A 25,397-nucleotide genomic window follows, 5' to 3' on the forward strand; every position below is an offset into this window, starting at 1 on the left:
CTAGGTCTTCCGCGCGTGCAGGAGCAGGATCGAGGCGAGCGACGGTCTCGAACAGGCCAGCCGGTCGAGCGGACGCAGCGGACGCGGTACGCCGTGGAAGGGCGCACCTTCCAGCCGTACGACCTCGAAGCCGGACGCGGCGACGAACTCCCGGAGCGCACGGGCGGTGTAGAGCCGCAGATGGCCGACGACCTCCGTGCCCGGGCGGCCGTGGATCCCGCGCAGGCTCACCTCGGAGAACACCGGCTGCACGCCCGCCGCCAGCAGGACGCGGTTGTACCAGGCCGCCAGGTTCGGCGTGGACAGCATCAGATGGCCTCCCGGACGCAGCACGCGCCGGATCTCCTCCAGCGCCGCGTCCGGGTCCACGAGGTGCTCGATGACCTCGCTGAACAGCACGGCGTCGGCGGCTGCGGTCCTGAACGGCAGTCCGCCCCCGCCGAGTTCGCCGCGGACCGTGGACGACAGGTGGGTGCGGGCGCGGCTGAGGGCGTCCTGGGACCAGTCGACGCCGACGACACGGTGGCCGCGCAGCAGCGGGGCCGCGGTGGCGGCCGCGGTGCCGTCGCCGCAGCCGATGTCGAGGACGGTGAGCGGGGTGGTGGTGGCCGGGCCCAGGGCGGTGGCCAGCATGCGGGCCTGGCGCAGGCTGCGGGGGGCGCCGGAGGCGACGGGGACGGACGGGTCCTCGTAGAAGTCGCGGAGGTCCTTCGGGCGGGGGTGGGGGGCGGTGGTCGTCATGGGGTGACCTCCGTCGTGTGCAGGTAGTGCTCGAACAGGTCCCGCAGATGGGCGCCGTCGCCGTGGCCGAGCAGGGAGCGGGACCAGCGCAGGGCCAGGTGCAGCCGTCCCGCGGTGGACGCGGTGGTGACGGTGAGGCCCCGGGGCATGCGGGCCGGGGCCGAGAACCAGACGGCGTGCGCGCGGCCGGCCTCCTCGCCGAAGTCCAGCGGGTAGGGGATGCGGCCGATGTTGCTGAGGAGGGTGGTCGAGGTCCACGGGGCGGCGGCTCTGCGCAGCCCGCGGGTGAGGGCGGCGCGCCAGGCGACCGGGGTGACCGGGGCGGTCAGGAGGGCCGCCCCGTGGCCGAGTTGGGGACGGGGCAGGGACTTCAGGGCCCGGGTGCGGGTTGCCGTGCGGTGCAGGAGGGCGGGCATGTCGGTGGGACCGTGCGCCGCCAACTCCTCGGGGGCGAAGGGCACTTCGACGAGCCGGGTGCCGTTCCCGATCGGCATGCCGGCGTCCCGGGGCCGGTCGTCCACCGGCATGGTGATGCGCAGGGGGCGGGGCTGGGCGCCGTGCTCCCTGTTCCAGTGGGTGATGGTGAGGGCCGTGGCGATCATCAACTGGTCGTTCACGGTGTAGGGGGAGCCCTTGGGCCGGTGGGGCAGCGGCAGCTCGGTGACGAGCATGCCGTTGCCCGGCGAGGGCTCGGGGGTGCCGGGGGCGACCCGGGCGGGCCGGGACCAGTTGGAGGGCGTCTCGACGGGGGGTTGGGGCGCGGTGGGGGTGCGTACGGGCGGCGCGGCGGGGGAGTTGTCCTTGCCGCCGTAGATCTCGGCGGCGGTGGCGAGCACCCGGAGGCAGGCGGGGCCGTCCAGGGCGGTGTGGTTGATGGTGAGGAACAGGACGGTGCCGTGCGCCGTGCCGGGAGGCCCGCCCGTGGTGGTGCCGGGCCGGCGCCCGGCGCCCACCGCGTCCGTCGCCTCGCTGCCCTCCACCCGCCCCGGTCCCGCGACCACCTCCAGGCGTATCGGCGGTGACAGGGTCAGGGGCGGTGCCGTCGTCAGGGCCCGGGTGCGGGCGTCCCGCAGCGCGTCCCGTCCGCCCGCCGGGAAGCCGACCACCTCCACGTCCGGCTCCGCCGTCAGCTCCCACTCGTACCGGCGCCGGTACCAGCGCCCCGGGGCCTCGCGCATCAGGATGCGGGGATGCCGGCGCAGCGCCTCGGTGAACGCGGCCCGCAGCCGCTCCCGGTCCAGCCGGCCCGGCAGATGCACCTCGATGTGCACCGTCTCCGGCTCCTCCTCCTGGAGGCAGTGCCGGGCGACCTCGTCGACGACGGGGAACGGTATCCGTCCCGACGGCAGCACCGGACCACCGGCGCGCGCGGAATGCTCCAGTGCGGTCATGTCCCTTCGCTCCCCCTGTTGTCCTCCGGTTCTGGCGCGGGCTTGCGGAAGGCGATCCGCGCGGTCGGCGGGTCGGACTCGCCGCCGGGCCCGCGCGCGGACACGGTCGGCCCGGATGCGCGGGGAGGCAACGGCTCGGAACCCGCGCCACCACCGTCCGCCCCCTCATCGCCGGGCAGAGACTCCTCCCGTTCTGCGCCTGCGGGCCCCCTCAGCCTCCGTCGTCGCCTGGGCACTGCCTGGGTCGGTGCCTCCGAGGCAGGTGTGGTGCCGGCCCCCAGTTCGGCCCTGCCGCCGGCTCCCACCGCCGGCAGGACCGCCGTGGCACCCGGTCCCTCGTCGGGCTCCCGTACGCTCACCACGCCGGCGAACAGGCCGATCAGGGCGAGGAGTTGGGCCGGGTGGCCGAACGCGCCGTGGCCGGCGCCCGGGGGCTCGCCGGCGCCGGTCGCCGCCGCGATCCCCGCTCCCGCGAGGGCGAGGAACGCGATCGGCACGAGGAGGGCGTGCCGTCGGTGGGCGAGCAGTGCCAGCGCCGGGACGAGGAGGGCGAACCAGCCGGCGATCAGGATGCCCACCACGGTCAGGACCACCGTGCCGAGCCACAGCCCCGGCAGCGGCGGCACCGGCTGCGGTACGTCGGGGTTGGGTTCGCGGCGCCGCCAGACGACCAGCCCCACCAGCACCGCCAGTCCCACCGCACCGCCGATCAGCCCGCCCTGGTACGTCGTCGCGGGCTCGTACGACAGCTTGACGGTGCCGCCGGAACCGGCCGGGATCCGCCAGCCCTGCTGCCAGCCGTCGAGCCGGACCGCGCTGAGCTCATGGCCGTTCAGCGTGGCCTTCCAGCCGTCGTTGTAGTTCTCGTACGTGGTGAGGTAGCCGGCCGCACCCGACCCGATGCTCACCTCGCGGCGGTCGCCCAGCCAGTCCCGCACGGTCAACTGGCGGCCCGTGCCGGTCGAGGCCGCCTCGACCGTCCCCCGGGTGAGTGTGACGTCCGTGAGGGCGAGGGGACCGGCGTCCCCGGCCTCCAGCCGGTGCGTGCCCGCCGTCAGCTCCAACCCCGCGTCGGAGCGGCCTTGTTGGCACAGGGACACGTCGACCTGTCGGCGTTGCACCAGGTCCCGTACGGTCCCCTTCGCGCTGGTCTGGAACAGCTTGCCGTCCGCCGCCACGTCCGGCCCCTGCCCGCATGGCAGCGAGAAGGGCCGGCTCGGGCTCGGCTGCCGGGTGCGGTACTGGTCCAGCGCCGGGATGTACGCCTCGGAGAAGCCGACGGGGAGTTGCAGGTCCTCGTCGGCGACGGGGTTGTGCAGGGTCAGCGGCGCCGTCTTGGTGACCGTGATGTCGAGGTGGTCCGTGGTGATCGGGTCGAAGCGGACCACGCCGTTCTCGTCGACGCCGGCGATCGTCGCGCCGTCCGGGGAGCTGATGTCGACCTCGGTCGCCCGCGTCGACAGGCCTCCCGCGGGCGCCAGCACGACCTCCCCGACGGGCTGCTTGCCGCTCCAGGAGAGGTGGATGGTGGGCCGGTCGCCCGCGATCCACGCCGTGGTCAGGTCACCGTCGGTGAGGTTGCGGGCCGACAGCCCCGCGCCGAGGGCCGCCGTGGAGTCGGCGGTCGCGACGATCCGGTTCGGCTGGTCGGGGGCGACCTGGTAGAGCAGCTTGTCCAGCTCCGCACCGGTCACCGGCACCGCGCTCGCCCGCATCGTGTACGTCCCCGCGGCCGACGTGGTGAACCGGCGGTGCAGCCCGTTCTCCGTGCCGGTCGCGGACAGTCCGGTGGGGTCGGGCGTGCGGTGCAGGGAGATCTGCGTGGCCGAGGCGTTGGCGCTGTCGGCGTCGGTCGGCAGGCGGAGCAGCCGCGTCACCCGCACGTGCGGAAGGGCGATCTCGGAGAAGCCCGCGCCCGTCAGACCCGTGCGCCGGGCCACCGACTCGACGATCGTCAGCTTCATCCAACGCGTCGCCCCCGCCGGGGCCTTGATGGTCTGGGTCTGCCCGTCGGGCTGCAGGAAACTGGTCCGCGTGCCGTTCTCCGTCTCCACCCGCACCTTCGTCGCCGCCGACCGCACGCTCTCCTGCGGCAGCGGGGTCACCTTGAACGACGACGGCATGTCGTAGCTGCCCGTGAAGTCGATCCGCAGCCACTGCCCGTTCGGCGAGCCGGGCGCGCCCTCCGTCCAGGCGGTGTCCGGGCTGCCGTCGAAGGCGTTCACGGGGTCGTACTGGGGCAGGTAGAACAGCCAGCTCCCGCTGGAGGAGGCCGTCACCGAGCGGGCGCCGCGCAGTTGGGCCACCGTCTGGTGGTCGAGGCCCTTGGTCGGCAGGATCTGGTGCGGTTTCCTCCCAGGGTCCTGCACGGCGTCCGGCGCGTTCCGCTCGGAACTCGTGTACGTGTAGGACGTGTTGGCGCCGACCAGCCCGAACCGGGTGTCCGCGCGGCGCAGCCCGTCACCGACGATCTGCAGCGCCGGGGTGCCGAGACCGGGGGTGTTGTCGCCGGTCAGCACGGTCGCCCGGCCACGCAGCTCGGTGGCCAGCGGCAGCAGCGCCTCGGGTCCGCCGGAGACGACGGCCGTGTCGGACACGGGCAGCAGACGGGCCTGCCCGGGGCGCGGGACGTCCGTGCCGGTGGGCTCGTAGATCTCCACGGCGCGCTGACGTGGGTACAGCCCCTCCACCTGGAGCGGCGCGTCATGGGCGATCACACCACCCGTCATCACCGGCCCGAAGCCGGTGACCCGTTGGTACCCGGACTGCTCCAGCGTCCGCTTCACGGTCGAGGTCGGCACCGAGCCGATCTGGTCCGGGTCGAGGTCGTTGCGCACGACGACGTAGTAGATGCCGGCCCGGCTCAGGTAGTCCGCGAGACCCGGGACGTCGCTCCCGGAGGCCAGCGCGTTCTCGACGGCGTCCATCGCGCGCCGGTTGCCGGGGGTGCCGAAGGGCACGTAGTCCCGTTGCGCCCAGCGGGACTTGGCGAGGACGTCGAGGGGCTGGTCGATGGGGGAGCCCCAGCTGTAGATGCCGTGTGCGGTGGCCGGGACCACCAGGGCACGCGAGTCGGGCGAGTACTTCGCCAGCCAGTTCGCCGTCGTCTTCCAGTACTGGGGCAGCTCCTGGAAGGACCCCGGGTTGAGGATCGAGCCGTTCAGGTACGGCCACAGCAGCCCCGGCAGGATCAGCACCGCCGCGACCAGCGGCGCGAACCGGCGCCCGCGCACCGGCCGGGCCCCGCGCGGCTCGACCGCCACCCCCAGCAGATGGGCGAGGCCGAGGACCAGCGCCAGAGCGAGCCCCGTCTGGAACTTGTAGATGTTGCGGAAGGGGACCAGAGCCCCGTTCAGCAGGTCCTGCACGACCCCGTGGAAGGGCGCGCCGAACGCGCCGCCGTACCCGGCCAGCAGCACCAGCACGCACGAGACCACGGTCAGCACCAGCCACCGCCGCTCCGGCATGTCCCGTCTCGCCAGCCCGGCGAGGCCGAGTCCGGCGGCGAGCGCCGAGCAGAGGATGACGATCACCGACGCGGCGACCGTCCACCCGGCAGGCAGCCACGCCTGCCCGAAGTGCAGGTACGCGACCCAGTTGCCGGCCCCGCGCAGCGCCTCCGTGGCCGGCATGGTGGCGGTCGTGGTCTGCGAACTCTCCACATAGGGAAGGAAGTTCTCCCCGTACACCCCCAGCATCAGCAGCGGGATCCACCACCAGGCCGTCGCCACGATCACCCCGGGCACCCACCACGCGATCAGCTTCCGCTGCCGAGGCCCGGGCGGCCGGGAGAGCAGATACAGCCCGACGGGCAGCAGCGAGGCCAGCGTGGAGGCGCCGTTGACGCCGCCCATGAACGGCACGACGAGCGCCGAGCGCAGAGCCGCGACCCGCGCGCGGTACCGCTCGTCGGTCAGCGGCAGCAGCACCCACGGCAGGAAGGCGCCGGGCAGCGCGGCAGCGGACGTGGACCCGACGACGATGGTGAACATCGGCCACAACGCGTACGCGATCCCCGCGAGCAGCCGCGACCCGCCGCTCCCGATCCGCAGCCGCTCGGCCAGCCGCAGCGCGCCCCAGAAGGCCACGGACAGGATCACCGACAGCCACAGCCGCTCGGCCAGCCACACCGGCAGATGCAGCACGTGCGCCAGCCAGTAGAACGGCAGCATCGGCCACAGATAACCGGCGTACTGGTCCTGGATCCCGCCGAAGGACCCCTGGTCGTGCCACAACTGGCCCAGATCGGAGAAGAACGCGCCCGGGTCGGCCGTCACCCCCAACTTCGTGTCGAAGGTCTGCCGCCCCGGGTGCACCACCAGGAACAGGACGAACACCACGGCCCAGAACCCCGCCAGCCAGCGCCGCGACCGCGGCCCCTCGGGCGGACCCGAGGTGGCCGCGGTGGTGGGGACGGCTGCCGGAGGGGGAGCCTGGACCGTGGTCGTCGTCATGGTGGACACCGCCGGAGGATGAGGAGGAGGTTCCAGGTGGCCAGCTCCCTGATGCCGGGCGCCTTCACGACGGTCTCGGCGAGGAACGGCCAGTAGCGGGAGCGCGCCGAGACGACCGTGACGTCGTCCCGGGCACGCACCTGCCGCAGGGTGGCGCCGATGTGCACGGCGAAGAGGTTCTCGCCGAGGGTGTGCTTGGCCGGCTTTCCGGTACGGCGCCGGTAGCGCGCGCGGGCCCGCTCGGCACCGAAGTAGTGCCACGGCGCCCACTCGTGACCGCCCCACGGCGACAGCCAGTTGGTGAACGACACGTAGATCAGCCCACCGGGCCGGGTCACGCGCGCAAGCTCGCTCAAGAACGTCTGCGGATCGGCGACATGCTCCAGCACGTTGGAGGAGAAGGTCACATCGGCGACCCCGTCGGACAAGGGCAACAGATACCCGTCGGCGATCACGGCCCCCTCGGGCGGCTTCTCCCCGAGCTCCCGCACATCCGGTTCGAACAGGTAGGCGTGCGCCCCCCGACGCCGGAACTCCGCGGTGAAGTACCCTCCACCCCCACCGACATCGACGACGGTCCGCCCGGCGACGGCCCCGTCATAGGCCTCCACCTGGTCGGCCGCGTCCCGGGCGAGTAGCTGGTAACACGCTTCTGGATCATCCTGCTCATGCCGAAAGGCCCGAAACAAGGCAAGGGACCGTCGAAACGAGGGGTCCCGCATCGCCGGGTAGGGGCGCGGGGCTGTGTCTGATATGCGGCTACCGCCGCGTGGGCGCGACAAGCCACGACGCTCCAGCAGCCGCAAGCGACCCAAACCCCCCCTCTGATGAGGCGTCATGGCCCGCCCCGAACCGCCTCCGCAGCCACCGCCCGGAACTGTCTCACCGTCCGATGCCAGCGGAAGCGCGCGGCACGATCCCGCGCAGCCTTCCCCATCGCCGCACGCCGGTGCCCGGACAACGCCAACGAACACCACGCCGCGGCGAACGACGACTCCCCGTGCGCGAGCACCCCCGTCTCCCCGTCCACGACGGAATCCCGCAGCCCGGGAACGTCGAACGCGATCGTCGGCGTCTCACGCGCCGCCGCCTCCGTGACGACCAGCCCCCATCCCTCCACCGCGGAGGGATGCAGCAGCAGCCAGGCCGCGCACAGCAGCCGGTGTTTCTCCGCCTCCGAGACATGGCCGGCGAACTCCACACCGGGACCGGCGAGTTGTTCCAGCCGTTCCCGCTCGGGCCCGTCGCCGACGATCACCAGCCGACCGCCGGTGACCGGCCGCACCCGTTCCCAGAGTCTGAGCAGCAGGTCGATCCGTTTGTACTCGACCAGCCGGCCCACCGCCACGAACAGCGGCTCGGGCGAACGGTCGGTGCGCGGGCCGGGTTCCTCCACGCCGTTGTGGACGACACGGATCCGGTCCCGCTCCACCCCGATCGCCCGCAGCGCGTGCGCCGTGGACGGGGAGACGGCGACCAGCAGGCTCCGGTGCTGCGCCCCGGTCAGCGCCCACTGCTCCAGTCTTCGGCCGAGCCGCGCGGCCGGCGCGAGGGGCCCGCCGAACCGCATCCCCCACAGGTCGGAGTGGACGTGGTTGACCAGGCACAGGGTGGGTCCGTGATGCCAGTAGGGCGCGAGGTAGGGCATCCCGTTGCAGACCTCGACCAGCAGATCGGTCTCGCCGACCTGCCGGGCGAAGGCGGACCGGGCGCGCAGGAAGTGGGCGAACTCGCCGCCGGCCGAAACGACGCGGTAGTCCCGGTAGGACGCGGGGCCGCCGCAGATCAGCGTGACCTGGTGGCCGAGGTCGGTGAGCCCCTCGGCGAGCCGGTCGACCAGCAGCTCGGAGCCGCCGGCCGCCGGGTTGTCCAGGTCCCGGTGGGCGAGGAAAACGATGCGGCGCGGTTGTGGGGGGAGCGCCGAGAGGTGCTGCGGCGCCCAGGGGGACGTGGCGCGCAGCGACGAAGGCACGTGCTGGGGCATGCGTGCTCCAACTCGTCTCAGGGTGCGGAACTCAGTGGTCGCTTTCCGGACTTGTCGTGGGGGGACTGAGCTCTTCCTTGGCAGGGGGTGTGGACGGGGTGTGCTCGGGTGGGGCTGGACAGTTTTCGCCGAGCCGTCCGTCACGGCTACTCACGGAGGTGACAATTTCCGGCTTTATTAGAACTGACGTCATGTCACATCGTGAGCTGAGGCTGGGAGGAGTCGGGCGAATCGGAGCGCCTCCGTCCTCGTACCACCAAAACGGCACCTACCGCCGCCAGTACGAATCCGGCCACAGCGGCACCGATCGGCAACGTCTCGCCCACCAGGCGCAGTTGGCCGCTCTCCTTCTTCGCCAGTTTCACCTGGGTCTGCTGCGTCCCGGTGGTGAACCCGAGTTTCCGGGCGTCGAGCAGCACCACCGCGTCCTTCGTCGCGCCGGGGGCGCGCAGGGTCCGGCGCGGGCCGACCTGGGCGTAGAGCACCCGGCCGGTGCGCTGGTCGACGACCAGCTCGATACCGTGGTTGGAGTACCACTCCTCGGCCAGGACCTGCGGTGTGTTCTTCCGGCCGACGATCGCGCCCGGCACCAGCCGCGTCCCGATCTTCGTGGGTGCGACGGTTCCGGTGAACCGGTAACCCGTGTACCCCTGGACCTTCTTCGTACCCCCGTAGTGCAGCACCACGGTGTCGCCGAGCGAGTTGTCCCACCAGGTGTAGGACCGTTTGTGCACGTCGAAGGGGAACTTGAGGTAGGCGTCGCCCTCGAAGTAGGGGTTCTCCTTGCAGCAGTGGACGGGCTGGTTGGTCTTCCGGTCGGTCACCCAGCGGTTGAAGAAGAACTCCAGTGCGTCGTGCGGGTCGGCGGCGGGCAGCGACTTGTCCGTGTCGACGGTCGTCGTCACGTCCCACACCGCGTCGCCGCTCTTCTCGCTGTCCGCGACGTTGCCGCGCACCTGCTGGGTCACGGTGATGCGCTGGTCGGGCACGGTCCGGATCTGGTCCTGGTCGAAGTAGCTGCCGGTGCCTTGGTACACGGCGGTCGTGTCGATGTCGATCGGGTTCACGGCGGCCCGCGGCTCGACGTACCAGACCAGCATCGCCGCAAGGACCAGCAGAAACGTGCCGATTCCCAGCAGGGTCAGAGAGAGGGGTGAGGCTGTACGGCGCATCCGGATACTCCAGGGAAGAGGGATGACGGAGTTCGGGCCGCTCTATGGGCCGCAGACCGTAGGCGCCTCTTGACGGGGTGTCAATGGTTGTCGAGACTGGGCCGACAGGCTGGGTGGGCTTCGGGGTGGGGACGACCTTTCGGACGGAGAGGCTGACCCTGCGATGTCCAGACTGCTCGCCGCCGCGCTGACCGTCGTCGCCGCCGCGGCCCTCGCCGTGGGCGCCGCCCTCGGCATCGTCGCCCTGCTCGACGCCACGCCCCACCAGCCCAACACCCCGCTGATCACGTACGAGCAAGCCGGGCAAGGGAGTTGACCGGTGGGGCCGGCCCGCTCACCCGCCACCACCACCCGCTCGGCCTGGCACGACGTCCCCCGTCTCCAGGTCCGCCGGTTCGCCGCCACCGCCATGGCGGAGGCGCCCGCGCTCGCCGAGGAGATCATGCGGGAGATCCGCCGCGAGTACCCGCACCTGCCCGTCGTCCTCGACGAGTCCGGCGAGCCGATGGCGCTGGTCGGCATCCGCCGCGCCATCGAGGTCTTCGTCCAGCACCTGGAGACCTCGGAGGGCCGCCCCACGGTCCCGCCGGGCGTCTTCCAGGAGTTCGGCCGGGGCGAGGGCCTGCACGGCCGCAGCCTCGACTCGCTGCAGGCGATCTACCGCATGGGCGTACGTCTCGCCTGGCGCCGTTTCGCCGAGATCGGCCAGCGCGTCGAGATTCCGCCCCCCGCGATGTACGAACTCGTCGACGCGGGCTACGAGTACCTGGACGGCCTGGTCGACCAGTCGGTGCGCGGCTACGCGGAGGCGGCGGCCCGGCAGGCCGGGGAACGCCTGCGCCTCCAGCGCCGCCTGATGGAACTGCTGCTCGCCGAGCACCACCGGGGCGAGGCGGCCGACGCGCTCACCGAACGCGCGGCGCGGGTCGGCTGGCCACTGCCCCGCAAGGTCGCCGTCGGCGTCCTGCTCCGCCCCGCCCGCGAGGCGGTCGCGCCGGCCGTCGGCCAGGGGGTGCTGCTCGACATGGAGTACGAGCAGCCCCGAATGGTCGTCCCCGAGCCCGACGCGGCCGGCCGCTCCGACCTCCTGCACCGGGCCCTGACCGGCTGGTCCGGGGCGATCGGCCCGCCCGTCCCGCTCGCCGACGCGGCGAAGTCGCTGCGCTGGGCCGAGGCGGCCGTACGCCTGATGGAACGGCGCCTGCTGCCCGCCGGGGACGTCCTGTACTGCACCGAGCACACCGAGGCGCTGGTGCTCCTGCAGCCCGAGGAACTCATCGACGACCTGGCCCTGCGGTGCCTGGCCCCCCTCGCCCACTGCGGTCCCACGCACGGCCGCCGGCTGGCGGAGACGTTACTGGCGTGGCTGGAGACGCGCGGCGGGGCGCCGGAGGTGGCGGCCCGCCTCGGCGTCCACCCCCAGACGGTCCGCTACCGCCTGCGCCAGATCCGCGAACTGTGGGGCGACGAGATCGACGACCCCGACCGCCGCTTCGAGCTGGAACTGGTGCTGAGGGCCCAGAGGTTGAGGGGGGTGCTGGGGGAGACGGGACGCCGGTAGCTACCGCTTCTGCGCCCGCCATGCCTCGTAGTGATCCAGCACGGTCTCCTCGATCGGCCGGTAGGTGATCCCCAACTCCCTGACACCGCGGCTGTTGTCGACCCGGAACCTGATGCCGAGGTGCTTGTGGATGTAGTCCTGGGTCAGCCCGAAGGCAGGACCGAGGACGCGAACGGGCCAGTGGGGCAGGCGGGTCCGGGGCAGCCGCAGGTCCTTCGGATACCGCCCCCGGATGATCCGGGCCATCTCGTGGAAGGAGGTCATCTTCTCGGCGGCGACGATGTACCGGCCGCGCGCCTCAGGCTTCTCGGCCGCCGCTATGTGGGCGTCCGCCACGTCCCGCACGTCGGCCGTGGTGAAGCTGAAGTCGGGGGCGCCGTAGAAGAAGTACCCCTTGAAGAGCTCTTCCAGGAGGAAGAGGCTGCCGGACTCGGATGCGGGTGTGAGCGAGGGGCCGAGCACCAGCCCCGGATTGACGGCGACCAGACGCCACCGGTCCTGCCCCTTCTCAGCCTCCCAGGCGGCCTGCTCCGCGACGGTCTTGGCGTAGTGGTACGGATTGTTGCGTACGGTGCTCGTCGTGTTGACGTACGCCTCGCTCAACACCTGCCCCTCCATCTCCAGCACATCGGCGTAGTCACCGAAGATCGCCCCGACGGTGGAGGTGAACACCACCCGCCGCACGCTCGGCGTCCGCTCGACACTCGCGAGGACGTTCCGCGTCCCCGTCACCGCAGGGTCGACCATGTCCCGCTGCCCGTCCTTGATCTTCTCCGGCATGAAGAAGGGCGAGGCCACATGGAAGACGACCTCGCACCCCTTCATGGCCTCGTCGAAGGACCCCTCGGCCAGCAGATCGGCCTCGAAGAGCTCCAGCCGACCGGGACGACCGTCCTGCAGGGCCCGCAGCGGCGCCACCTTCGCCGTACTCCCGACGCTGCGCACGGTGGTCCGCACGCGGTACCCGCGCTCCAGCAGCCGCCGCACCAGATGACTCCCGACGAACCCGCTGCCTCCGGTCACCAGCACATCCATGCGCACTCCGTCCCTGTTCGGTCACTTCGGGGCACCCTGAACCAGGCGTTCCGCGCAGAACCATTGCCCGGGCAAACGCTGTATGACTAGCCTGTGTTCGTCATGCCGATCGTCTGTTGAAATATCGAACACAGACGCCCAGATAATCAAGGGAGGGGGCCGGTTGTGGGACGCCTCGTACCTGCCGTGACCCGGGCTCTCGACATTCTCGAGCTCTTCCTCGACGGAGACGGGACGCTCTCCGCCCCCGACATCGTGCGCAAGCTGCAGCTGCCGCGCACCACCGTGCACGAGCTGGTCACCACCCTCGCCGCCCGGTCGTACATCGTCCAGGTGCCGGGGCAGCCCGGACGCTACCGGCTCGGCGTACGGCCGTACCAGCTCGGCAGCCGCTACGCCGAGCAGCTGGACCTCGCCGCCGAGGGCCAGCAGGTCGCCCGGTCTGTCGCCGAGACCTGCGACGAGACCGTGCACGTGGCGATCCTCGAGGGCACCGACGTCATCTACATCGCCAAGGTCGACTCCACGCACGCGGTGCGCATGGTGTCCGCCGCCGGCCGCCGGCTGCCCGCCCACTGCACGTCCGTCGGGAAGATGCTGCTGGCCTCCCTCCCGGAGCAGGAACTCTCCGCGCGCATCCCGGACGACGCCGGGCTCGTCGCGATGACACCCAACAGCATCACCGAGCCGGCCGCGCTGCGCGAGGCCCTGGCCCAGATCCGGCAGCGCGGGATCGCCGTCGAGAACCGGGAGTCCAACCCGGACGTGAGCTGCGTGGCGGCCCCGGTGCGGGACCGTACGGGGCAGGTCGTCGCCGCGCTGTCGATCTCCATCCCCATGATCCGCTGGAGCGAGGAGCGCCGCGCCGAGCTGGAGCAGCTGGCCGCCAAGGGCGCCGCGGAACTGTCGGAGCGCCTCGGCCACCGGAGCGTCGTATGACCGGCCGGTACGAGGTCGCCGTCCGGGCGCAGGCCGAGCTGGGGGAGGGCCCCACCTGGGACGCCGAGGGCGGGCGGCTCATCTGGGTCGACATCCTCGGCAGCCGTGTGCACACCTACGAGCCCGGTTCGGGGCGGCGGACCGTCCGCGTCACCGAGCAGCACGTCGGCGCCGCCAAGCCGCGCGCCGGCGGCGGGCTGGTGCTGAACCTGCGGGACGGGGTCGGGCTGGTCGACCCGGACGGCGCCTTCCGCTGGCTGCACCACGAGCCCGTCCCGGGCCGCCGCGGCAACGACGCCGCCGTCGCACCCGACGGCTCCCTGTGGGCCGGCACCATGCGCTACGACGAGGCACCGGGCGGCGGCACCCTGTCCCGGTTCACCGGGGACGGAGCCCTGCAGACCGTCCTCGACGACGTGGCCGTCAGCAACGGCACCGGCTGGAGCCCCGACGGACGGCTCCTGTACTACGTCGACTCGCCGACCCGCCGCGTCGACGTCTTCACGTACGACGGTGAGGGCCGCGTCGGCGACCGGCGCCCGCTCGCCGAGATCGAGGACGGCGCCGGCTTCCCGGACGGGCTGACGGTCGACGCCGACGGCTGCGTGTGGGTCGCCCTGTGGGACGGCGGCGCGGTACGGCGCTACACCCCCGCCGGCGACCTGGACCAGGTGATCGAGCTGCCGACCCGCCGCCCCACCGCGTGCGCCTTCGGCGGCCCCGACCTGACCGACCTGTACATCACCACGGCCCGCACGGGCCTGGACGCCCCGATCCCGCTCTCCGGCTCGCTACTGGTCGTACCGGGCGCGGGCAAGGGCCTGCCCCAGCCGGCCTTCGCGGGCTGAGCCCCCGCCGGGCGGGTTCGGGTTCAGCTCGCCCGGCGGTAGCGGTCGACGATGGCGGCGCGCAGCGCCGGGGCCGACGCGCCGAGCGCTGCCAGGACGAAGGGGGCCCGCCCGCTCTTCATCGCGATGAGGCCGAGGGCGAGGTGCTGGGGGCCGATCGGCTCGTGCCGGCCCTGTGCCTCGTGGACGGCGTTGGACAGGCTCTCCTTGGCGTCCGGGGTGAAGGGGATGTGGCCGGTGGGGCGGGCGCCGTCGGTCTGGTAGAGGCCGGCCGGGGCGGGGGTGCGCGCCGTGAGGACGGTGCGCCGGGCGCGGCGCCGGCTGCGCCAGTGGCGCGGGGGCACCGCGCGCTTGGGGTTGAGCCGGGAGGGGCGGGGTGGCCGGTGGACGGCCCGGCCGGCGCGGGCGAGGGCTTCCGGTCCGAAGGATTCCTCGATCCTGGCCCGTACGGTGTCGAGATCGATCCCGATCGAGGCCAGCGCGTCGCGGTTGAGGGTGCCGAACAGGAGGGACCCCGCACCGAGGCCGACCTGGCGGACGATCTCCTCCTCGACGCGCTGCGGCGTGAGTCCGTGCTCGCGCAGGACGGAGCTTGCCGGCTGTTCGGTCAGGACGAGGGCGAGCAGGAGGTGTTCGCCGCCGATGTGGTGGTGCCCGAGCCGGCGGGCGTGGTCCTGGGCGTGCGCCACGACGGTACGGGCGTCGGGAGTGAAGTGTTCGAACATCATCGCCTCCCGATCAGCGGGCCGTACTTGCGGTGCACGGTCTGCTTGCTCACGCCGAGCCGCTGGGCGATGTCCTGCCAGGACCAGCCCAGTTTCCGTGCGTTGTCGACCTGGAGGAGTTCCAGCCGTTCGCTGAGTTCTCGCAGGGCGGCCACCGCGCGCAGTCCCACGTCCGGGTCGTTGCTGGCGGCGCCCTCGGCGATTTCGAGTGTGTTCTGCATGCCCGTCAGCATATGCTGACGACCGGGGTGGCGTCAACATATGCTGACGACGCGCGGCGGACCCCGAGACTCAGCTCCGCGCCGCCTCCCGCTCCGTCACCCCCGCCCGTACCGCCCGGAGTTCGTCCGGCCTGCGCAGCGCACGGGACACCGGCTCGATCTCGCGGAGCAGGTCCGTGGTGTCGGGGACGGTGCCGGGGTCGTGGCCGGTGTCGGCCGCCGTCGACCCGCGCCGGGCCTGGATCGCGTCCTGGATGGCCAGCGCGGAGGCGAGGGCCCTGGCCTGGTCCGGGGCATGGCCGAGGGCGAGGGCGGCCTCGTGGAAGCACCGGCGGGTGTCCTCGTCGATGTGCCGGGCGAGGGGGAGCAGGACGTCGCGGATGAACGTCTCGCGCCGGATCAGCCGCAGTTCCGGCGTCGCGCGCAGCACGAAGCCGACGCCGCCTCCGTGGACCGTGCGGGTCAGCAGGTACAGCGGCCGCAGACGGTGGTGGGCCACGCGGACGCGCCAGCGGTCGTGCAGGTACTGCCCCGCGTGCGGCAGGATGAAGCCGACCGCGATCAGCAGCGCGGACAGACACGCGAGCGGCGGGGCCACGCCCGTGCTCAGCCAGTCCAGGTCGTTGCCGGTCAGACGGGCGACGACGGCGGGCAACTTGACCGCGTAGAAGGAAAGTTGGGCCGCGTACCCGACGCCGAGGAACTTCAGCCCCCAGCGCAGCCACGCGTCCAGCCCGTCGGTGCGCACCCAGTTCCAGATCAGCGCCGAGGTGATCACGGTGGCCACGGCCTGCGCGGAGAGGTACAGCAGGATCATCTCGCGCATGTACGGCGTGTCGGCGTAGTACGTGTCGAGGTCCCGCAGCCGTTCCACCGGAGCGTCCGCCAGCGCGAACAGCACCCACAACGCGAGGATCACCGCGCAGGTGCCCGCGATCACCCAGCGCACCGCCCGCACGGTCGCCGCCGAACGGTCGGCAAGTCCGTTGCGCCAGGCGATGATCAGCAGCAGACAGGAGCCGCAGAACGCGGTCAGCAGCGAGTACACCCACGGCCCCGAGATGTTCGGCACGCCGGTGATCCGGTTGACCCGGGCGATCGTCGACGGCGCCACGAACACGAACACCGCGCAGGCCAGCAGCAGCACCCCGCCCACCGCGCGCAGCAGCGGGTCGCTCCACAGGCGGACGATCGTCGGCAGCTTGATCGCGAGCGCGGCGGTCAGGACGGCGGCGGGGATCCACCAGAAGGACGGGTAGAACTCGTTGACGAAACCGGCTGGGGAGAAGGCGAGTTGCAGCGGGACGCCGGTCACCGCGCCGTTCCCCCGCGCCCGCGGTAGCCCAGGGACCGGTGGACGGGCCCGAGCGGAGCGTCGGTCGCGGGCGTCGACAGCAGGGGCCGGAACAGGGCGGCGAGCCGGTGCCCGAAGTCGTCCGCCTCCGCCTCGTCGGCCGCCCGGGAGCCGTCACGCGCGGCCACCGACAGCGCCATGTCGGCCCAGTCGGGCCGTCCGGCCAACGCCGCCCCCGCCACATGGTGATGGCTGTGCCCGGCGTGCAGATGCCACAACTCGTGCCCGAGGATGACCAGTTGCTGCACCGCCTCGGCCCGCTCCTCGACGATCACCAGGTCGAAGTCCTGGAACTCGACCCACAGCCCGGTGACTTCGAGCTCGTCGGGGAACCGCTCGAAACGCAGCTCCAGAGGCCGCCCGCCGCGCCGTACGCTCATCTCCTCGCACAACGCCCGGCACAGCTCGCCCGCGTCGGCCGGCGGCCGCGGTCTGGCCCGCACGGCCGCACCCAGCGCCTCGGTCAGCTCCCGCATCCCGGAAACCCGCCGCGAGCGCCGCAACCCGGCCGCGATCCGGGCCGCCTTCCTCCGCGCGCCCGCGATGTCCATGGCTCCCCCTCACGCAGCAGGCTCTCCGAGACTACGCCGTCGCTCAAGTCCTGGGCATAGCATTGACCGGCAAGCGCTTCCTATCTACCGTCTCGTTCGACGTCACGAGCGAAAGCCGATATGTCGAACGCAGGCAATGGGCGACGGCCGGCCGGAGGCCTCTCAGGGGCGCGGGGCTTTGTCCATGCACTGCTGAACCACCCCTTGGAAAGGCGAACATGCACACCGCCCGCTTCACCCTCGACCCCGCCTTCACCGTCGGCCCGGTCAACCCCCGTGTCTTCGGCTCGTTCGTGGAACACCTGGGCCGCTGCGTCTACACCGGCATCTACGAGCCCGAGCACCCGTCGGCAGACGACAATGGCCTGCGCCAGGACGTCCTCGACCTCGTCCGCGAACTCGGCGTCACCGCCATTCGCTACCCCGGCGGCAACTTCGTGTCGGGATACAAGTGGGAGGACTCCGTCGGCCCCGCGGCCGAGCGCCCCCGCCGCCTCGACCTCGCCTGGCACTGCACGGAGACGAACCGTTTCGGCCTCTCCGAGTACATCGACTTCCTGCGCAAGGTCGGCCCCCAGGCCGAGCCCATGATGGCCGTCAACCTCGGCACGCGCGGCGTCGCCGAGGCCCTGGAGCTCCAGGAGTACGCCAACCACCCCGCCGGGACGGCCCTGTCCGACCTCCGGGCGGCCCACGGCGACAAGGAACCCTTCGGCATCCGGATGTGGTGCCTGGGCAACGAGATGGACGGCCCCTGGCAGACCGGTCACAAGACCGCCGAGGAGTACGGCCGCCTCGCCGCCGAGACGGCCCGCGCGATGCGCCAGATCGACCCGAAGGTCGAACTCGTCGCCTGCGGCTCCTCCAGCCAGTCCATGCCCACCTTCGCCGAGTGGGAGGCGACGGTCCTGTCGGAGACGTACGACCTCGTCGACTACGTCTCCCTGCACGCCTACTACTGGCCCGAGGACGGCGACATCGACTCCTTCCTCGCCTCCGCCGTGGACATGGAGTCCTTCATCGACAACGTGGTCGCGACCGCCGACCACGTGGGCGCGAAACTGAAGTCGAAGAAGAAGATCAACCTCTCCTTCGACGAGTGGAACGTCTGGTACCTGCGCGAGTGGGAGGAGCACGCCCGCGCGATCGAGCAGAACGACTGGCCCGAGGCCCCCCGCCTGCTGGAGGACAACTACAGCGTCACCGACGCCGTCGTCTTCGGCTCGCTCCTCATCGCCCTGCTGCGGCACGCCGACCGCGTCACCGTCGCCTGCCTCGCCCAGCTGGTCAACGTCATCGCCCCCATCATGACCGAGCCCGGCGGCCCGGCCTGGCGGCAGACGACCTTCTTCCCCTTCGCCCAGGCCTCCCGGTACGGCCGCGGCGAGGTCCTCGACGTACGGGTGGACTCGCCGACGTACGAGACGAAGAAGTACGGCGAGGCCGACCTGCTGCACGCCACGGCGGTCCGCGCCGAGGACGGCACCGTCACCGTCTTCGCCGTCAACCGCAGCCGGACCGAGGCACTGCCCCTCGAGGCCGCCCTGAACGGCCTCGACCTGACGACCGTCGTCGAGCACAGCGCCCTCGCCGACGCCGACCCGGACGCCCGCAACACCCTCGCCGAGCCCGAACGGGTCACCCCCCACGGCGTCGAGGGCACCAAGCTGGAGGACGGCACCCTGGCCGCCGTCCTGGAACCGCTGTCCTGGAACGTGATCCGCCTGGCCTGAGGCTCCTGCCCGACCCGCAAACCCGCGCGGGCCGGGGCGGGCGGACCGGCAGAATGGTCCCATGAGGATCTCGGCGCGGGCGGATTACGCGGTACGGGCGGTGCTGGAGCTGGCCGTGCGCCAGGCCGACGGTTCGGTGAAGGCGGAGACCGTCGCCGCGGCGCAGGACATCCCGCACAAGTTCCTGGAGGGGATCCTCGGTGATCTGCGGCGCGGCGGCATCGTCGACAGCCGGCGCGGCGGAGGCGGCGGCTACCGGCTGGCCCGGGAGGCTGCGAAGATCACGGTGGCGGACGTGATCCGGGCGGTGGACGGCCCGATCGTGTCGGTGCGCGGCGAGCGCCCCACGGGCCTGGAGTACACCGGCACCGCCCAGCCGCTCCTTCCCCTCTGGATCGCCCTGCGGGCCAACGTCCGCCGCATCCTGGAGGGCGTCACCATCGCCGACATCGCGGCGGACGCCCTGCCGGAGCCGGTGCGGGAACTGGCGGCGGAACCGGCGGCCTGGGAGAACCCGTAAGGCCCCTCTGCCCTGCCCTGTGAAATCCCCTCCTGTGAATGGCCGGAGTTAGTCCTGTCCATGTCATGTGGGCGTCCCTACGATGCGGATCGCCTCCCGCCTTCACAGAAACCCCACGGTTTCTCCCAAGGTTCGGGGGCGTGCCACCCCCCACTCACAGAACCGGAGAGACCATGCCTGGTGGACTCCTGCTGGGCGGCGCCGTAGCCGCCCTCCTCACCACCGCACTGCCCGCGCACACCACGTCCCCCGTGTTCGACAACCCGCCCCCGGACAAGATCGTCATCGACGTGGCGACGGTGAACGGCTCCGGCTGTCCCCAGGGCACGGCGGCCGTCGCCGTCTCCCCGGACAACACGGCCTTCACGGTCACCTACAGCCAGTACCTCGCCCAGGCGGGCGGCAACTCCGACCCCACGGCCTTCCGCAAGAACTGCCAGCTCAACCTGATCGTCCACGTCCCGCAGGGCTTCACCTACGCGATCGCCAGCGCCGACTACCGGGGCTTCCTCTCGCTCCAGCCGGGGGCGTCGGCGACCCAGAAGGCCTCGTACTACTTCCAGGGCTCCCCGAACACGGTGCCCAAGACCCACCCCTTCAGCGGCACCTACAACGACGACTGGCAGGCCACCGACTCCACCGACTGGGCCCAACTGGTCTGGGCGCCCTGCGGAGTCGAGCGCAACTTCAACATCAACACCGAGCTGAGAGTCAACGCGGGGACGACGAACCCCGACAAGGTCAGCTTCATGACGATGGACTCGACCGACGGGAGCATCAGCACGATCTACCACATGGCGTGGAAGCAGTGCCCGACGTCCTGACCCGGTTACCCGGACGGGGGCGGCCCGCATGATGCCGGGCCGACTCCGTCCGGTCAGGACAGCAGGCCCGTGAACAGGGAGGCGGACAGCGCGGTGGCCGTGGCTGCCGCCAAGAAGGTGCTGCGTCTCATGGTGGTCCCCCCAAGAGAATCGGTGACTGCGCGCAAGAGCGTGAGGATCGAACAGAAGGGTTGTGCCTGGTGAGGAGCCCGCGCGTTTCGCCCTTCGCGCGTGGGCAAGCGATCAGGTGATCGAGAACTGTAGCGGAGCCACCAGCAAGGCAGAAACGCGGTGATTTCGCACGGCCGTCCTGCGGGTTGATGGATCTCGAGAGCCGGAGAACCGAGAGGCCACGGCCCGCGAACCAATTCGCGTCCTTGTGAACTCGACTGGCGCTCGACAGGGTGCCCCGATCGAGCGCCACCACCCTCGCTGGTGATCAGTCGAGTTGGGTGACGGCGGGGTCGTAACCGGTCGCGTCGGCGGAGTGCAGGGCAGTGTTGTAGAGAGCAGTGTCGATGCCCGTTGGTGGCCATCCGGAAGTGGCTCGGCTCGGGCGTGTGGTGGCCGGGCTGCGTTGCTACGATCAACTCATGAGTTCTGACGGGGCAGTTCTGTCGGTGACGGTCAAACCGTCCTTGTCAGCCGCGTGGTTCCATCATCTGCTGACCCGGCCTGTTGTGGAGGTGGACGGGCGAGAGTTCCCTGCTCGCTGGGGGACCGTTGATGTGCCGGTCGGCGGGGGCGAGCACCGTGTGGCTGTGTTCTTCCGCTACCGGTGGCAGCAGGATGCGCGGCTTGCCGAGTCGAGTGTCGAGTTCAGCGCGGACGCGCATGCGCGCCCTGTGTCTCTCACCGCCCGGCTCGGCGCACGCAATGGCAGCCGGTTCCGTATTGGTGCGCCGGGCGCCGGGTGAACGACGGCAACGGACAACGCCCCCTTCCGAACGGGCGTTGTCCGTTGCCGGCCTTCGGCCGTCATGGCTCAGGCCGTTGTCACCAGCGGTTCTGTCATGGCCGGTGTGGTGAGTGGTGGGGATGGTTTGCGCTCCGGGGTCGCGCAGACGATCGCGGAACCGATCATTACCGTGGCGAAGCTCCACAGGCCCATGGTGAGGATGATCGAGCCGTGGAGCACGATGTCCATCGCCAGTGCGGCCTTGCGCCACCGGTCCGATGCGAGGACACATACACCGATGGCGAGTTCGATGATGAGCGCTCCCCAGGTGAGTGCGACCACCACCAGGGAGCTCTTTGACATCGAGAGGAACAGTGAGTCCCAGGGCCGGGCCACGCCGAACATGTTGTCGCGCAGGAAGTAGTACTCCGCGGTGCCGTTGGCCCAGTCCGCCACTCCGAACTTGCTGATGGCACTGTCGAGGTAGAGGTAGGCGACCTGCACCCGGATAGCGAGGAAGGCGGCGAGGGTGACGGCTTGCCAGGACTGTCTCGGTTCGGTGGTGGGTGTTTGCCAGTGCCAGGTGCGGTCGTCCGCCAGAGCGATGGGAGTCATGAGCAGAGCCATGATCATTCCGATCGACTCGCCACCGTCCGGTACGGCGATGCTCACGGCCACCGAATAGGTGGCCCAGGCATGCGGAATGGCCGTCCAGCGCGGCTGGTATCCGCTGGCCACGACCGCGAAGACGACGATGAGCAGCCACCGGCGGGGCTCAGTGCCCACCGCGTCGTTTCCGATGCACAGTGCGGAGGCGGCCCGCACCCCGTCGCAGCGGGGGTATTCACCCATCGAGACCACCGGGATGAGCAGGGCCTTGACGGGGGTGAGCAGCAGGACGCTGAGCTGGGCCGCGGCCATGACCGTGCGGCCGGCCCCGAACCACCGGCTGCGCAGATCGTGCCGGGCGGTGCGGGCTGCCAGCCAACTGGCAGACGACTGCAATGCGTCGCTCACCCGCATCGGACGTCCAGATGAGCGACTTTGAGCACGCGCCTGACGTAGGGAACCTGATTGCGGAAACTCCACGGAACTGTTTCTTCCTGGGTGAGGTACGCATCGCCGCACACGGTCGGCACCGGATTGGTGTTCTTCACCTGGACCGCCGGTTTGGCGGCGGCCTCTTTGACGCAGTCGTCCAGATAGCCGGCGCAGTCAGCCCACTTTCCTGCAGCGTTGGCGTTCAAATAGCCCAGCTCTGGTCCTTGGGCGCGTTGCCTGCGTGAGAGTCCGAAGAAATTCGACGGATCGCCCTGTGGCGTTCTGAGGAGATTCCGTATCGAGCCGTCCGCACGCTGAGCGTAGACACCGGTCTGCGTGGTCTGCGGATTACGGGTGAAGAACGCCCAGTTCTCCGGGACCAGAGTGTTGAAAACCGGGCGTGCACCTTTGGAGTGTCGGCTGCTCAGCGCGTTGCTCGGCAGTGTGTAGAACAGACCGGCGGCGAGATAGCCGAATAAGACGAGGCAGGCTACGCAGAACAGGGTGAGCGGCCGTAGTGATCCGGCCTTCGGACCGGCCGGTTCAGACGGGACATCGGTGGCGTTGCTTGCCATCGGGGCGCGATCCTCTGCGGTGGTAACGGTCTGACGGACGCCGGGGGTTCAGCCGCGCCGGGGACGCAAGGTGCCCCGGCGCGGCGCGAATGCCTACAGGGCCGTCGCTACCGAGGACACCAGGTTGTCGGCGTCCAGGCTGTTGGGCTGGCGCAGGTCGAAGCCGTAGCTCACGGCGGACGGGACCACCACGAGGGTGACCACGGCTTCGGTCGCGCCGGCCACGTTGGCGTAGACGACGCCGTTGATGGCGCCGACGGCGTTGACCTCGATCACGACATTGGCGTCGTGCCAGAGCCAGCCGTTGGCCCGGTCCGGACTCTTGACGCCGGCCTGCTTTATCTTGGCGAGGAACGTCGTGATGTCGTCACCGAGCCGCTGCATGCCGGCCTTGGCGGCGAACGGGTCGTTGATCTGGACCGACGTCGTCACCTTGGCGTGGAAATCGTTGTCCACGCCCTTGAGCGCCTTGGTGAACTGGGCGATCTGTGGGAGCGTCACCTTGTCGTTCTCGACTGACCGGTGGGAGCGGATCTGCTGGGCGAGGTCGGGGTGGTCGTCCGCCGCCTTGCCCTTGCCGAAGACGAGCAGGCCGACGATGTCTTCGTCGGAGTACTTCACGTGGTGCTGCGCCGGTCTGACCGCCGTGTGGGCGGCCGCCGGCGCACTGAATGCGGACGCCGAGCCGTAGGCGGCACCGACGCTCAGCACAGCCGCCGCAGCGACGACCGCACCGGTCTTTTTCAGGTTCATGTGAGGTAACCTCAAATCGTCGTCGTGTACGTGCTCCACCGCTTCGGGGCAGGCCGGCCAGCGCTCCGCCACGTGACCTTGCGACGGCGAACGAAGGCGAATCGCTGGTTCATGCCAGCGTTGCGGTGGGTCCCGTCGGTACCGCAGGGTGCCGGACCAACGGCGCCAGAGCCGGTGGTGGAGAGCCGTCCACTTGCGGCCTCCGCCACCGGAGCCTGAAAGGGTGGGGTCAGGAGCGGCGCGCGGCTGCGTTTGCCGCTGAAACGGAGCGGGCCGCGATCACGATGTCGATGACGCCGCTCACCCCGACGATCACCGCGAAGCCCCAGAAAGGGCCCTGTGCGAACGCGTTGACCAGTACCGCGATCGCGCCTGCGACCAGTACCGGAATCAACAGCACATAATGGCGCCGGGCTTCGTGATGCCCCGCGCGCCAAGCGGCGTCGTCAGAGAGCGTCGCGGACGTGCGCACGCCTACCAATGTGTTCCGGCGCAGGGTGCCGTTGCGGCTAGCGCGGACGGTGGTCAAGACGCCGACGCCTACCGACAGATACAGCACGGTCAAAACAATCCCCACCACGAGATGGGTATTCATCAGTTCGACTCATCTCCCCCAGCAGAGTCCTGTGATGCTGTGATGCCATCATTGCACAACCGTTCGGTTCACTCAAACAGGAATCGGGCCCAAACCCTGCTGCATTAAACGGAGTTGGCAATACCGCTATTCGGTAGCCATGGCGACCGGAAGGGGCCCAGGGCCCCGTTGTTCTCGCGATCGGTCGGGAATGATCACGTGAGTCCGAGAGTCGTCAGCGACCGGGTCGTGTCCCCCCGTGATGGCGCAGGCCCTCGGCGATGTTGTCCCGCCCCGCCAGGTGGAGCGCGCCGATGGCCAGGCTTCGCCGGGAGGCCATCGCCGGGGTGCACTTCCGGTGCGCACGCGCGAGTCATCCTCCCCGAACGTCACGTCCCTGACATGGTGCTCACGATTCCCCATCGCCCAGTGCGGTGCCCGCGAACGCCTTCCGCCAGGTCAGCGGGTGTCGCCTGGTGTGCTGTCTGGCTGGCGACCGCGTAGACGCGTTCGAGCGAGACCTTCCCAAATGCGTACGGTGCGTCGCCGGTGGACGATCACAGGCCTGCTCAGCGTGCGGGAACGGCAGATGGGGCACGGTGACGGCCTTCAGGCGGCGGATTTCGTCGTGGCCGTGCGGGTGCGGTCCGTCAGACGGTGACCAGGGGACGGGCGGTGGTGGTCCAACCGGTCGCGTACGCAGTGCGGTTGGAGCCCGTGCCCAGGGACGCAGTCGCGTGCAGCGCGCCTTGGTTCCTGCATCGCGTTCCGGACGATGGGGATCAGGCGATCGGCTTCATCATCTCGGAGCGGATCTGGAGGGTGTTCCGCGCGGTGGCCTGCAGGTCGAGGTTCCTTGCGGCAATGAGGGTCATGTCTGCCACCCGGCCCCAGGTGTTGCCGTCCGCCCAGACGCAGACGGGGTAGGTGAGTGTCGATCCGTCGGGCCAGGTCCGGGTCAGCGCCTCGCAGCTGATTTTGATGCGGGAGCCGGAGGGGGTGTCATCTTCCGGAGGCGTGAGCACCTTGACCCGGTTGTACTTGGAGGCGTTGTCTGCCAGGACGCGGGAGCGCACCTCATCGGTGTTCTTGAACCGGCCGTACATGCCGGTCACTACGAGATCACCCCGTTCGATGCTTGGGGGCCGGTAGACGGCGGAGACGCCGTGGACGGCCTCGGCGTCCCAGCTGTGCCTCCAGATCCTTTGCAGCGCCGGCCCCTCGGTCAGGGAGTTGTCCTGTTCCAGCGTGAAGCGGCCATCGACCAGGGTCTGCGGCACGGTCAGGGAGAACTGCCCTCGGGGATACCCGCTCTCGAGTGCCTTCCCTATCAGCACCAGCGTCACCAAAAGTACAACGACCAGGAGGACGACCCCGCCGATGATCGCGGCCACGAGGGGGGCCCGGCTCTTCGCCGGCGGGGCAGGGGGCATAGCGCCCCAGGGGGAGACAGGCGTCTGGTACGGCGATTGCGGCGCCGGAGGCATGGACACGCCAGAACGG

General features: G+C 70.9%; 24 protein-coding genes. 8 read left to right on the forward strand and 16 right to left on the reverse strand.

From position 1 onward, the window contains the following. The 6 genes from ACIRVK_RS25555 to ACIRVK_RS25580 all read right to left on the reverse strand — a co-directional run bounded on the left by ACIRVK_RS25555 (position 1) and on the right by ACIRVK_RS25580 (position 9,742). Positions 1–741, reverse strand: coding sequence for a class I SAM-dependent methyltransferase (locus ACIRVK_RS25555; protein WP_404250820.1), 741 nt, complete (start codon positions 739–741; stop codon positions 1–3). Then, complete coding sequence (locus ACIRVK_RS25560) at positions 738–2,132, reverse strand: condensation protein (protein ID WP_404250822.1); 1,395 nt, start codon at positions 2,130–2,132, stop codon at positions 738–740. Before ACIRVK_RS25560 ends, ACIRVK_RS25555 begins: the two co-directional genes overlap by 4 nt. Beyond that, positions 2,129–6,586, reverse strand: a complete 4,458-nt coding sequence (locus ACIRVK_RS25565) for an alpha-(1->3)-arabinofuranosyltransferase (protein ID WP_404250824.1) — start codon at positions 6,584–6,586, stop codon at positions 2,129–2,131. Before ACIRVK_RS25565 ends, ACIRVK_RS25560 begins: the two co-directional genes overlap by 4 nt. Continuing rightward, positions 6,583–7,308: a class I SAM-dependent methyltransferase gene (locus ACIRVK_RS25570; protein WP_404250916.1), complete on the reverse strand. Its 726-nt coding sequence runs from the start codon at positions 7,306–7,308 to the stop codon at positions 6,583–6,585. The genes ACIRVK_RS25565 and ACIRVK_RS25570 overlap by 4 nt, the downstream gene beginning before the upstream one ends. Positions 7,309–7,421: 113 nt before the next feature. Continuing rightward, positions 7,422–8,570, reverse strand: a complete 1,149-nt coding sequence (locus tag ACIRVK_RS25575; RefSeq protein ID WP_404250826.1) for a glycosyltransferase family 4 protein — start codon at positions 8,568–8,570, stop codon at positions 7,422–7,424. Positions 8,571–8,764: 194 nt separating this feature from the next. Continuing rightward, the gene (locus tag ACIRVK_RS25580) at positions 8,765–9,742 is read right to left on the reverse strand and encodes a DUF3068 domain-containing protein (protein WP_404250828.1); all 978 of its coding nucleotides are present in this window, start codon (positions 9,740–9,742) and stop codon (positions 8,765–8,767) included. A 163-nt stretch (positions 9,743–9,905) separates the two neighbouring features. Between ACIRVK_RS25580 and ACIRVK_RS25585 the strand changes: the two genes are divergently transcribed. Both ACIRVK_RS25585 and ACIRVK_RS25590 read left to right on the forward strand, forming a co-directional pair. After that, on the forward strand, positions 9,906–10,058 hold the full coding sequence (locus ACIRVK_RS25585; protein WP_404250830.1) for a hypothetical protein: 153 nt from the start codon (positions 9,906–9,908) through the stop codon (positions 10,056–10,058). 3 nt (positions 10,059–10,061) lie between these two features. Then, on the forward strand, positions 10,062–11,303 hold the full coding sequence (locus ACIRVK_RS25590; RefSeq protein WP_404250832.1) for a helix-turn-helix domain-containing protein: 1,242 nt from the start codon (positions 10,062–10,064) through the stop codon (positions 11,301–11,303). Here the strand turns inward: ACIRVK_RS25590 and ACIRVK_RS25595 are convergent, their stop codons facing one another. Then, positions 11,304–12,338 (reverse strand): NAD-dependent epimerase/dehydratase family protein, encoded by a 1,035-nt coding sequence (locus tag ACIRVK_RS25595; RefSeq protein WP_404250834.1) that lies wholly within the window; start codon positions 12,336–12,338, stop codon positions 11,304–11,306. 165 nt (positions 12,339–12,503) lie between these two features. Here ACIRVK_RS25595 and ACIRVK_RS25600 point away from each other — a divergent pair, with 165 nt between their 5' ends. Further along, on the forward strand, positions 12,504–13,277 hold the full coding sequence (locus ACIRVK_RS25600) for an IclR family transcriptional regulator (RefSeq protein ID WP_404250836.1): 774 nt from the start codon (positions 12,504–12,506) through the stop codon (positions 13,275–13,277). Further along, a complete protein-coding gene (locus tag ACIRVK_RS25605; protein ID WP_404250838.1) occupies positions 13,274–14,125 on the forward strand; it encodes an SMP-30/gluconolactonase/LRE family protein in 852 nt (283 codons plus the stop codon). Before ACIRVK_RS25600 ends, ACIRVK_RS25605 begins: the two co-directional genes overlap by 4 nt. Before the next feature lie 23 nt (positions 14,126–14,148). Here the strand turns inward: ACIRVK_RS25605 and ACIRVK_RS25610 are convergent, their stop codons facing one another. The 4 genes from ACIRVK_RS25610 to ACIRVK_RS25625 all read right to left on the reverse strand — a co-directional run bounded on the left by ACIRVK_RS25610 (position 14,149) and on the right by ACIRVK_RS25625 (position 16,976). Continuing rightward, positions 14,149–14,853 carry a Clp protease N-terminal domain-containing protein gene (locus tag ACIRVK_RS25610; protein WP_404250840.1) on the reverse strand — a complete coding sequence of 235 codons (705 nt, stop codon included), beginning with the start codon at positions 14,851–14,853 and terminating at the stop codon, positions 14,149–14,151. Further along, positions 14,850–15,071: a helix-turn-helix domain-containing protein gene (locus ACIRVK_RS25615; protein WP_404250842.1), complete on the reverse strand. Its 222-nt coding sequence runs from the start codon at positions 15,069–15,071 to the stop codon at positions 14,850–14,852. The genes ACIRVK_RS25610 and ACIRVK_RS25615 overlap by 4 nt, the downstream gene beginning before the upstream one ends. A gap of 70 nt (positions 15,072–15,141) precedes the next feature. Beyond that, the gene (locus tag ACIRVK_RS25620; RefSeq protein ID WP_404250844.1) at positions 15,142–16,386 is read right to left on the reverse strand and encodes a DUF6545 domain-containing protein; all 1,245 of its coding nucleotides are present in this window, start codon (positions 16,384–16,386) and stop codon (positions 15,142–15,144) included. Further along, positions 16,383–16,976 (reverse strand): toxin-antitoxin system, toxin component family protein, encoded by a 594-nt coding sequence (locus ACIRVK_RS25625; protein WP_404250846.1) that lies wholly within the window; start codon positions 16,974–16,976, stop codon positions 16,383–16,385. The genes ACIRVK_RS25620 and ACIRVK_RS25625 overlap by 4 nt, the downstream gene beginning before the upstream one ends. 218 nt (positions 16,977–17,194) lie before the next feature. Between ACIRVK_RS25625 and ACIRVK_RS25630 the strand changes: the two genes are divergently transcribed. The 4 genes from ACIRVK_RS25630 to ACIRVK_RS25645 all read left to right on the forward strand — a co-directional run bounded on the left by ACIRVK_RS25630 (position 17,195) and on the right by ACIRVK_RS25645 (position 20,970). Then, positions 17,195–18,709, forward strand: coding sequence for an alpha-N-arabinofuranosidase (locus tag ACIRVK_RS25630; protein WP_404250848.1), 1,515 nt, complete (start codon positions 17,195–17,197; stop codon positions 18,707–18,709). 61 nt (positions 18,710–18,770) lie between these two features. Continuing rightward, positions 18,771–19,229 carry an RrF2 family transcriptional regulator gene (locus ACIRVK_RS25635; RefSeq protein ID WP_404250850.1) on the forward strand — a complete coding sequence of 153 codons (459 nt, stop codon included), beginning with the start codon at positions 18,771–18,773 and terminating at the stop codon, positions 19,227–19,229. Between the two features lie 173 nt (positions 19,230–19,402). Beyond that, positions 19,403–20,053, forward strand: coding sequence for a DUF4360 domain-containing protein (locus ACIRVK_RS25640; RefSeq protein WP_404250852.1), 651 nt, complete (start codon positions 19,403–19,405; stop codon positions 20,051–20,053). 593 nt (positions 20,054–20,646) lie between these two features. Further along, positions 20,647–20,970: a hypothetical protein gene (locus ACIRVK_RS25645; protein ID WP_404250853.1), complete on the forward strand. Its 324-nt coding sequence runs from the start codon at positions 20,647–20,649 to the stop codon at positions 20,968–20,970. 68 nt (positions 20,971–21,038) lie between these two features. Here the strand turns inward: ACIRVK_RS25645 and ACIRVK_RS25650 are convergent, their stop codons facing one another. The 5 genes from ACIRVK_RS25650 to ACIRVK_RS25670 all read right to left on the reverse strand — a co-directional run bounded on the left by ACIRVK_RS25650 (position 21,039) and on the right by ACIRVK_RS25670 (position 25,387). Continuing rightward, positions 21,039–21,968, reverse strand: coding sequence for a sporulation-delaying protein SdpB family protein (locus tag ACIRVK_RS25650; RefSeq protein WP_404250855.1), 930 nt, complete (start codon positions 21,966–21,968; stop codon positions 21,039–21,041). Continuing rightward, on the reverse strand, positions 21,965–22,567 hold the full coding sequence (locus ACIRVK_RS25655; RefSeq protein ID WP_404250857.1) for an SdpA family antimicrobial peptide system protein: 603 nt from the start codon (positions 22,565–22,567) through the stop codon (positions 21,965–21,967). Before ACIRVK_RS25655 ends, ACIRVK_RS25650 begins: the two co-directional genes overlap by 4 nt. A 93-nt stretch (positions 22,568–22,660) precedes the next feature. After that, positions 22,661–23,320, reverse strand: a complete 660-nt coding sequence (locus ACIRVK_RS25660; RefSeq protein WP_404250859.1) for a sporulation delaying protein family toxin — start codon at positions 23,318–23,320, stop codon at positions 22,661–22,663. Positions 23,321–23,549: 229 nt separating this feature from the next. Further along, positions 23,550–23,915, reverse strand: a complete 366-nt coding sequence (locus ACIRVK_RS25665; RefSeq protein ID WP_404250861.1) for an SdpI family protein — start codon at positions 23,913–23,915, stop codon at positions 23,550–23,552. 761 nt (positions 23,916–24,676) lie between these two features. Next, entirely contained in the window at positions 24,677–25,387 is a 711-nt protein-coding gene (locus ACIRVK_RS25670) for a hypothetical protein (RefSeq protein ID WP_404250862.1), read from the reverse strand. Between the last annotated feature and the right edge of the window lie 10 nt (positions 25,388–25,397).

This window comes from Streptomyces sp. NPDC101152, assembly GCF_044768275.1.
GTDB lineage: Bacteria > Actinomycetota > Actinomycetes > Streptomycetales > Streptomycetaceae > Streptomyces.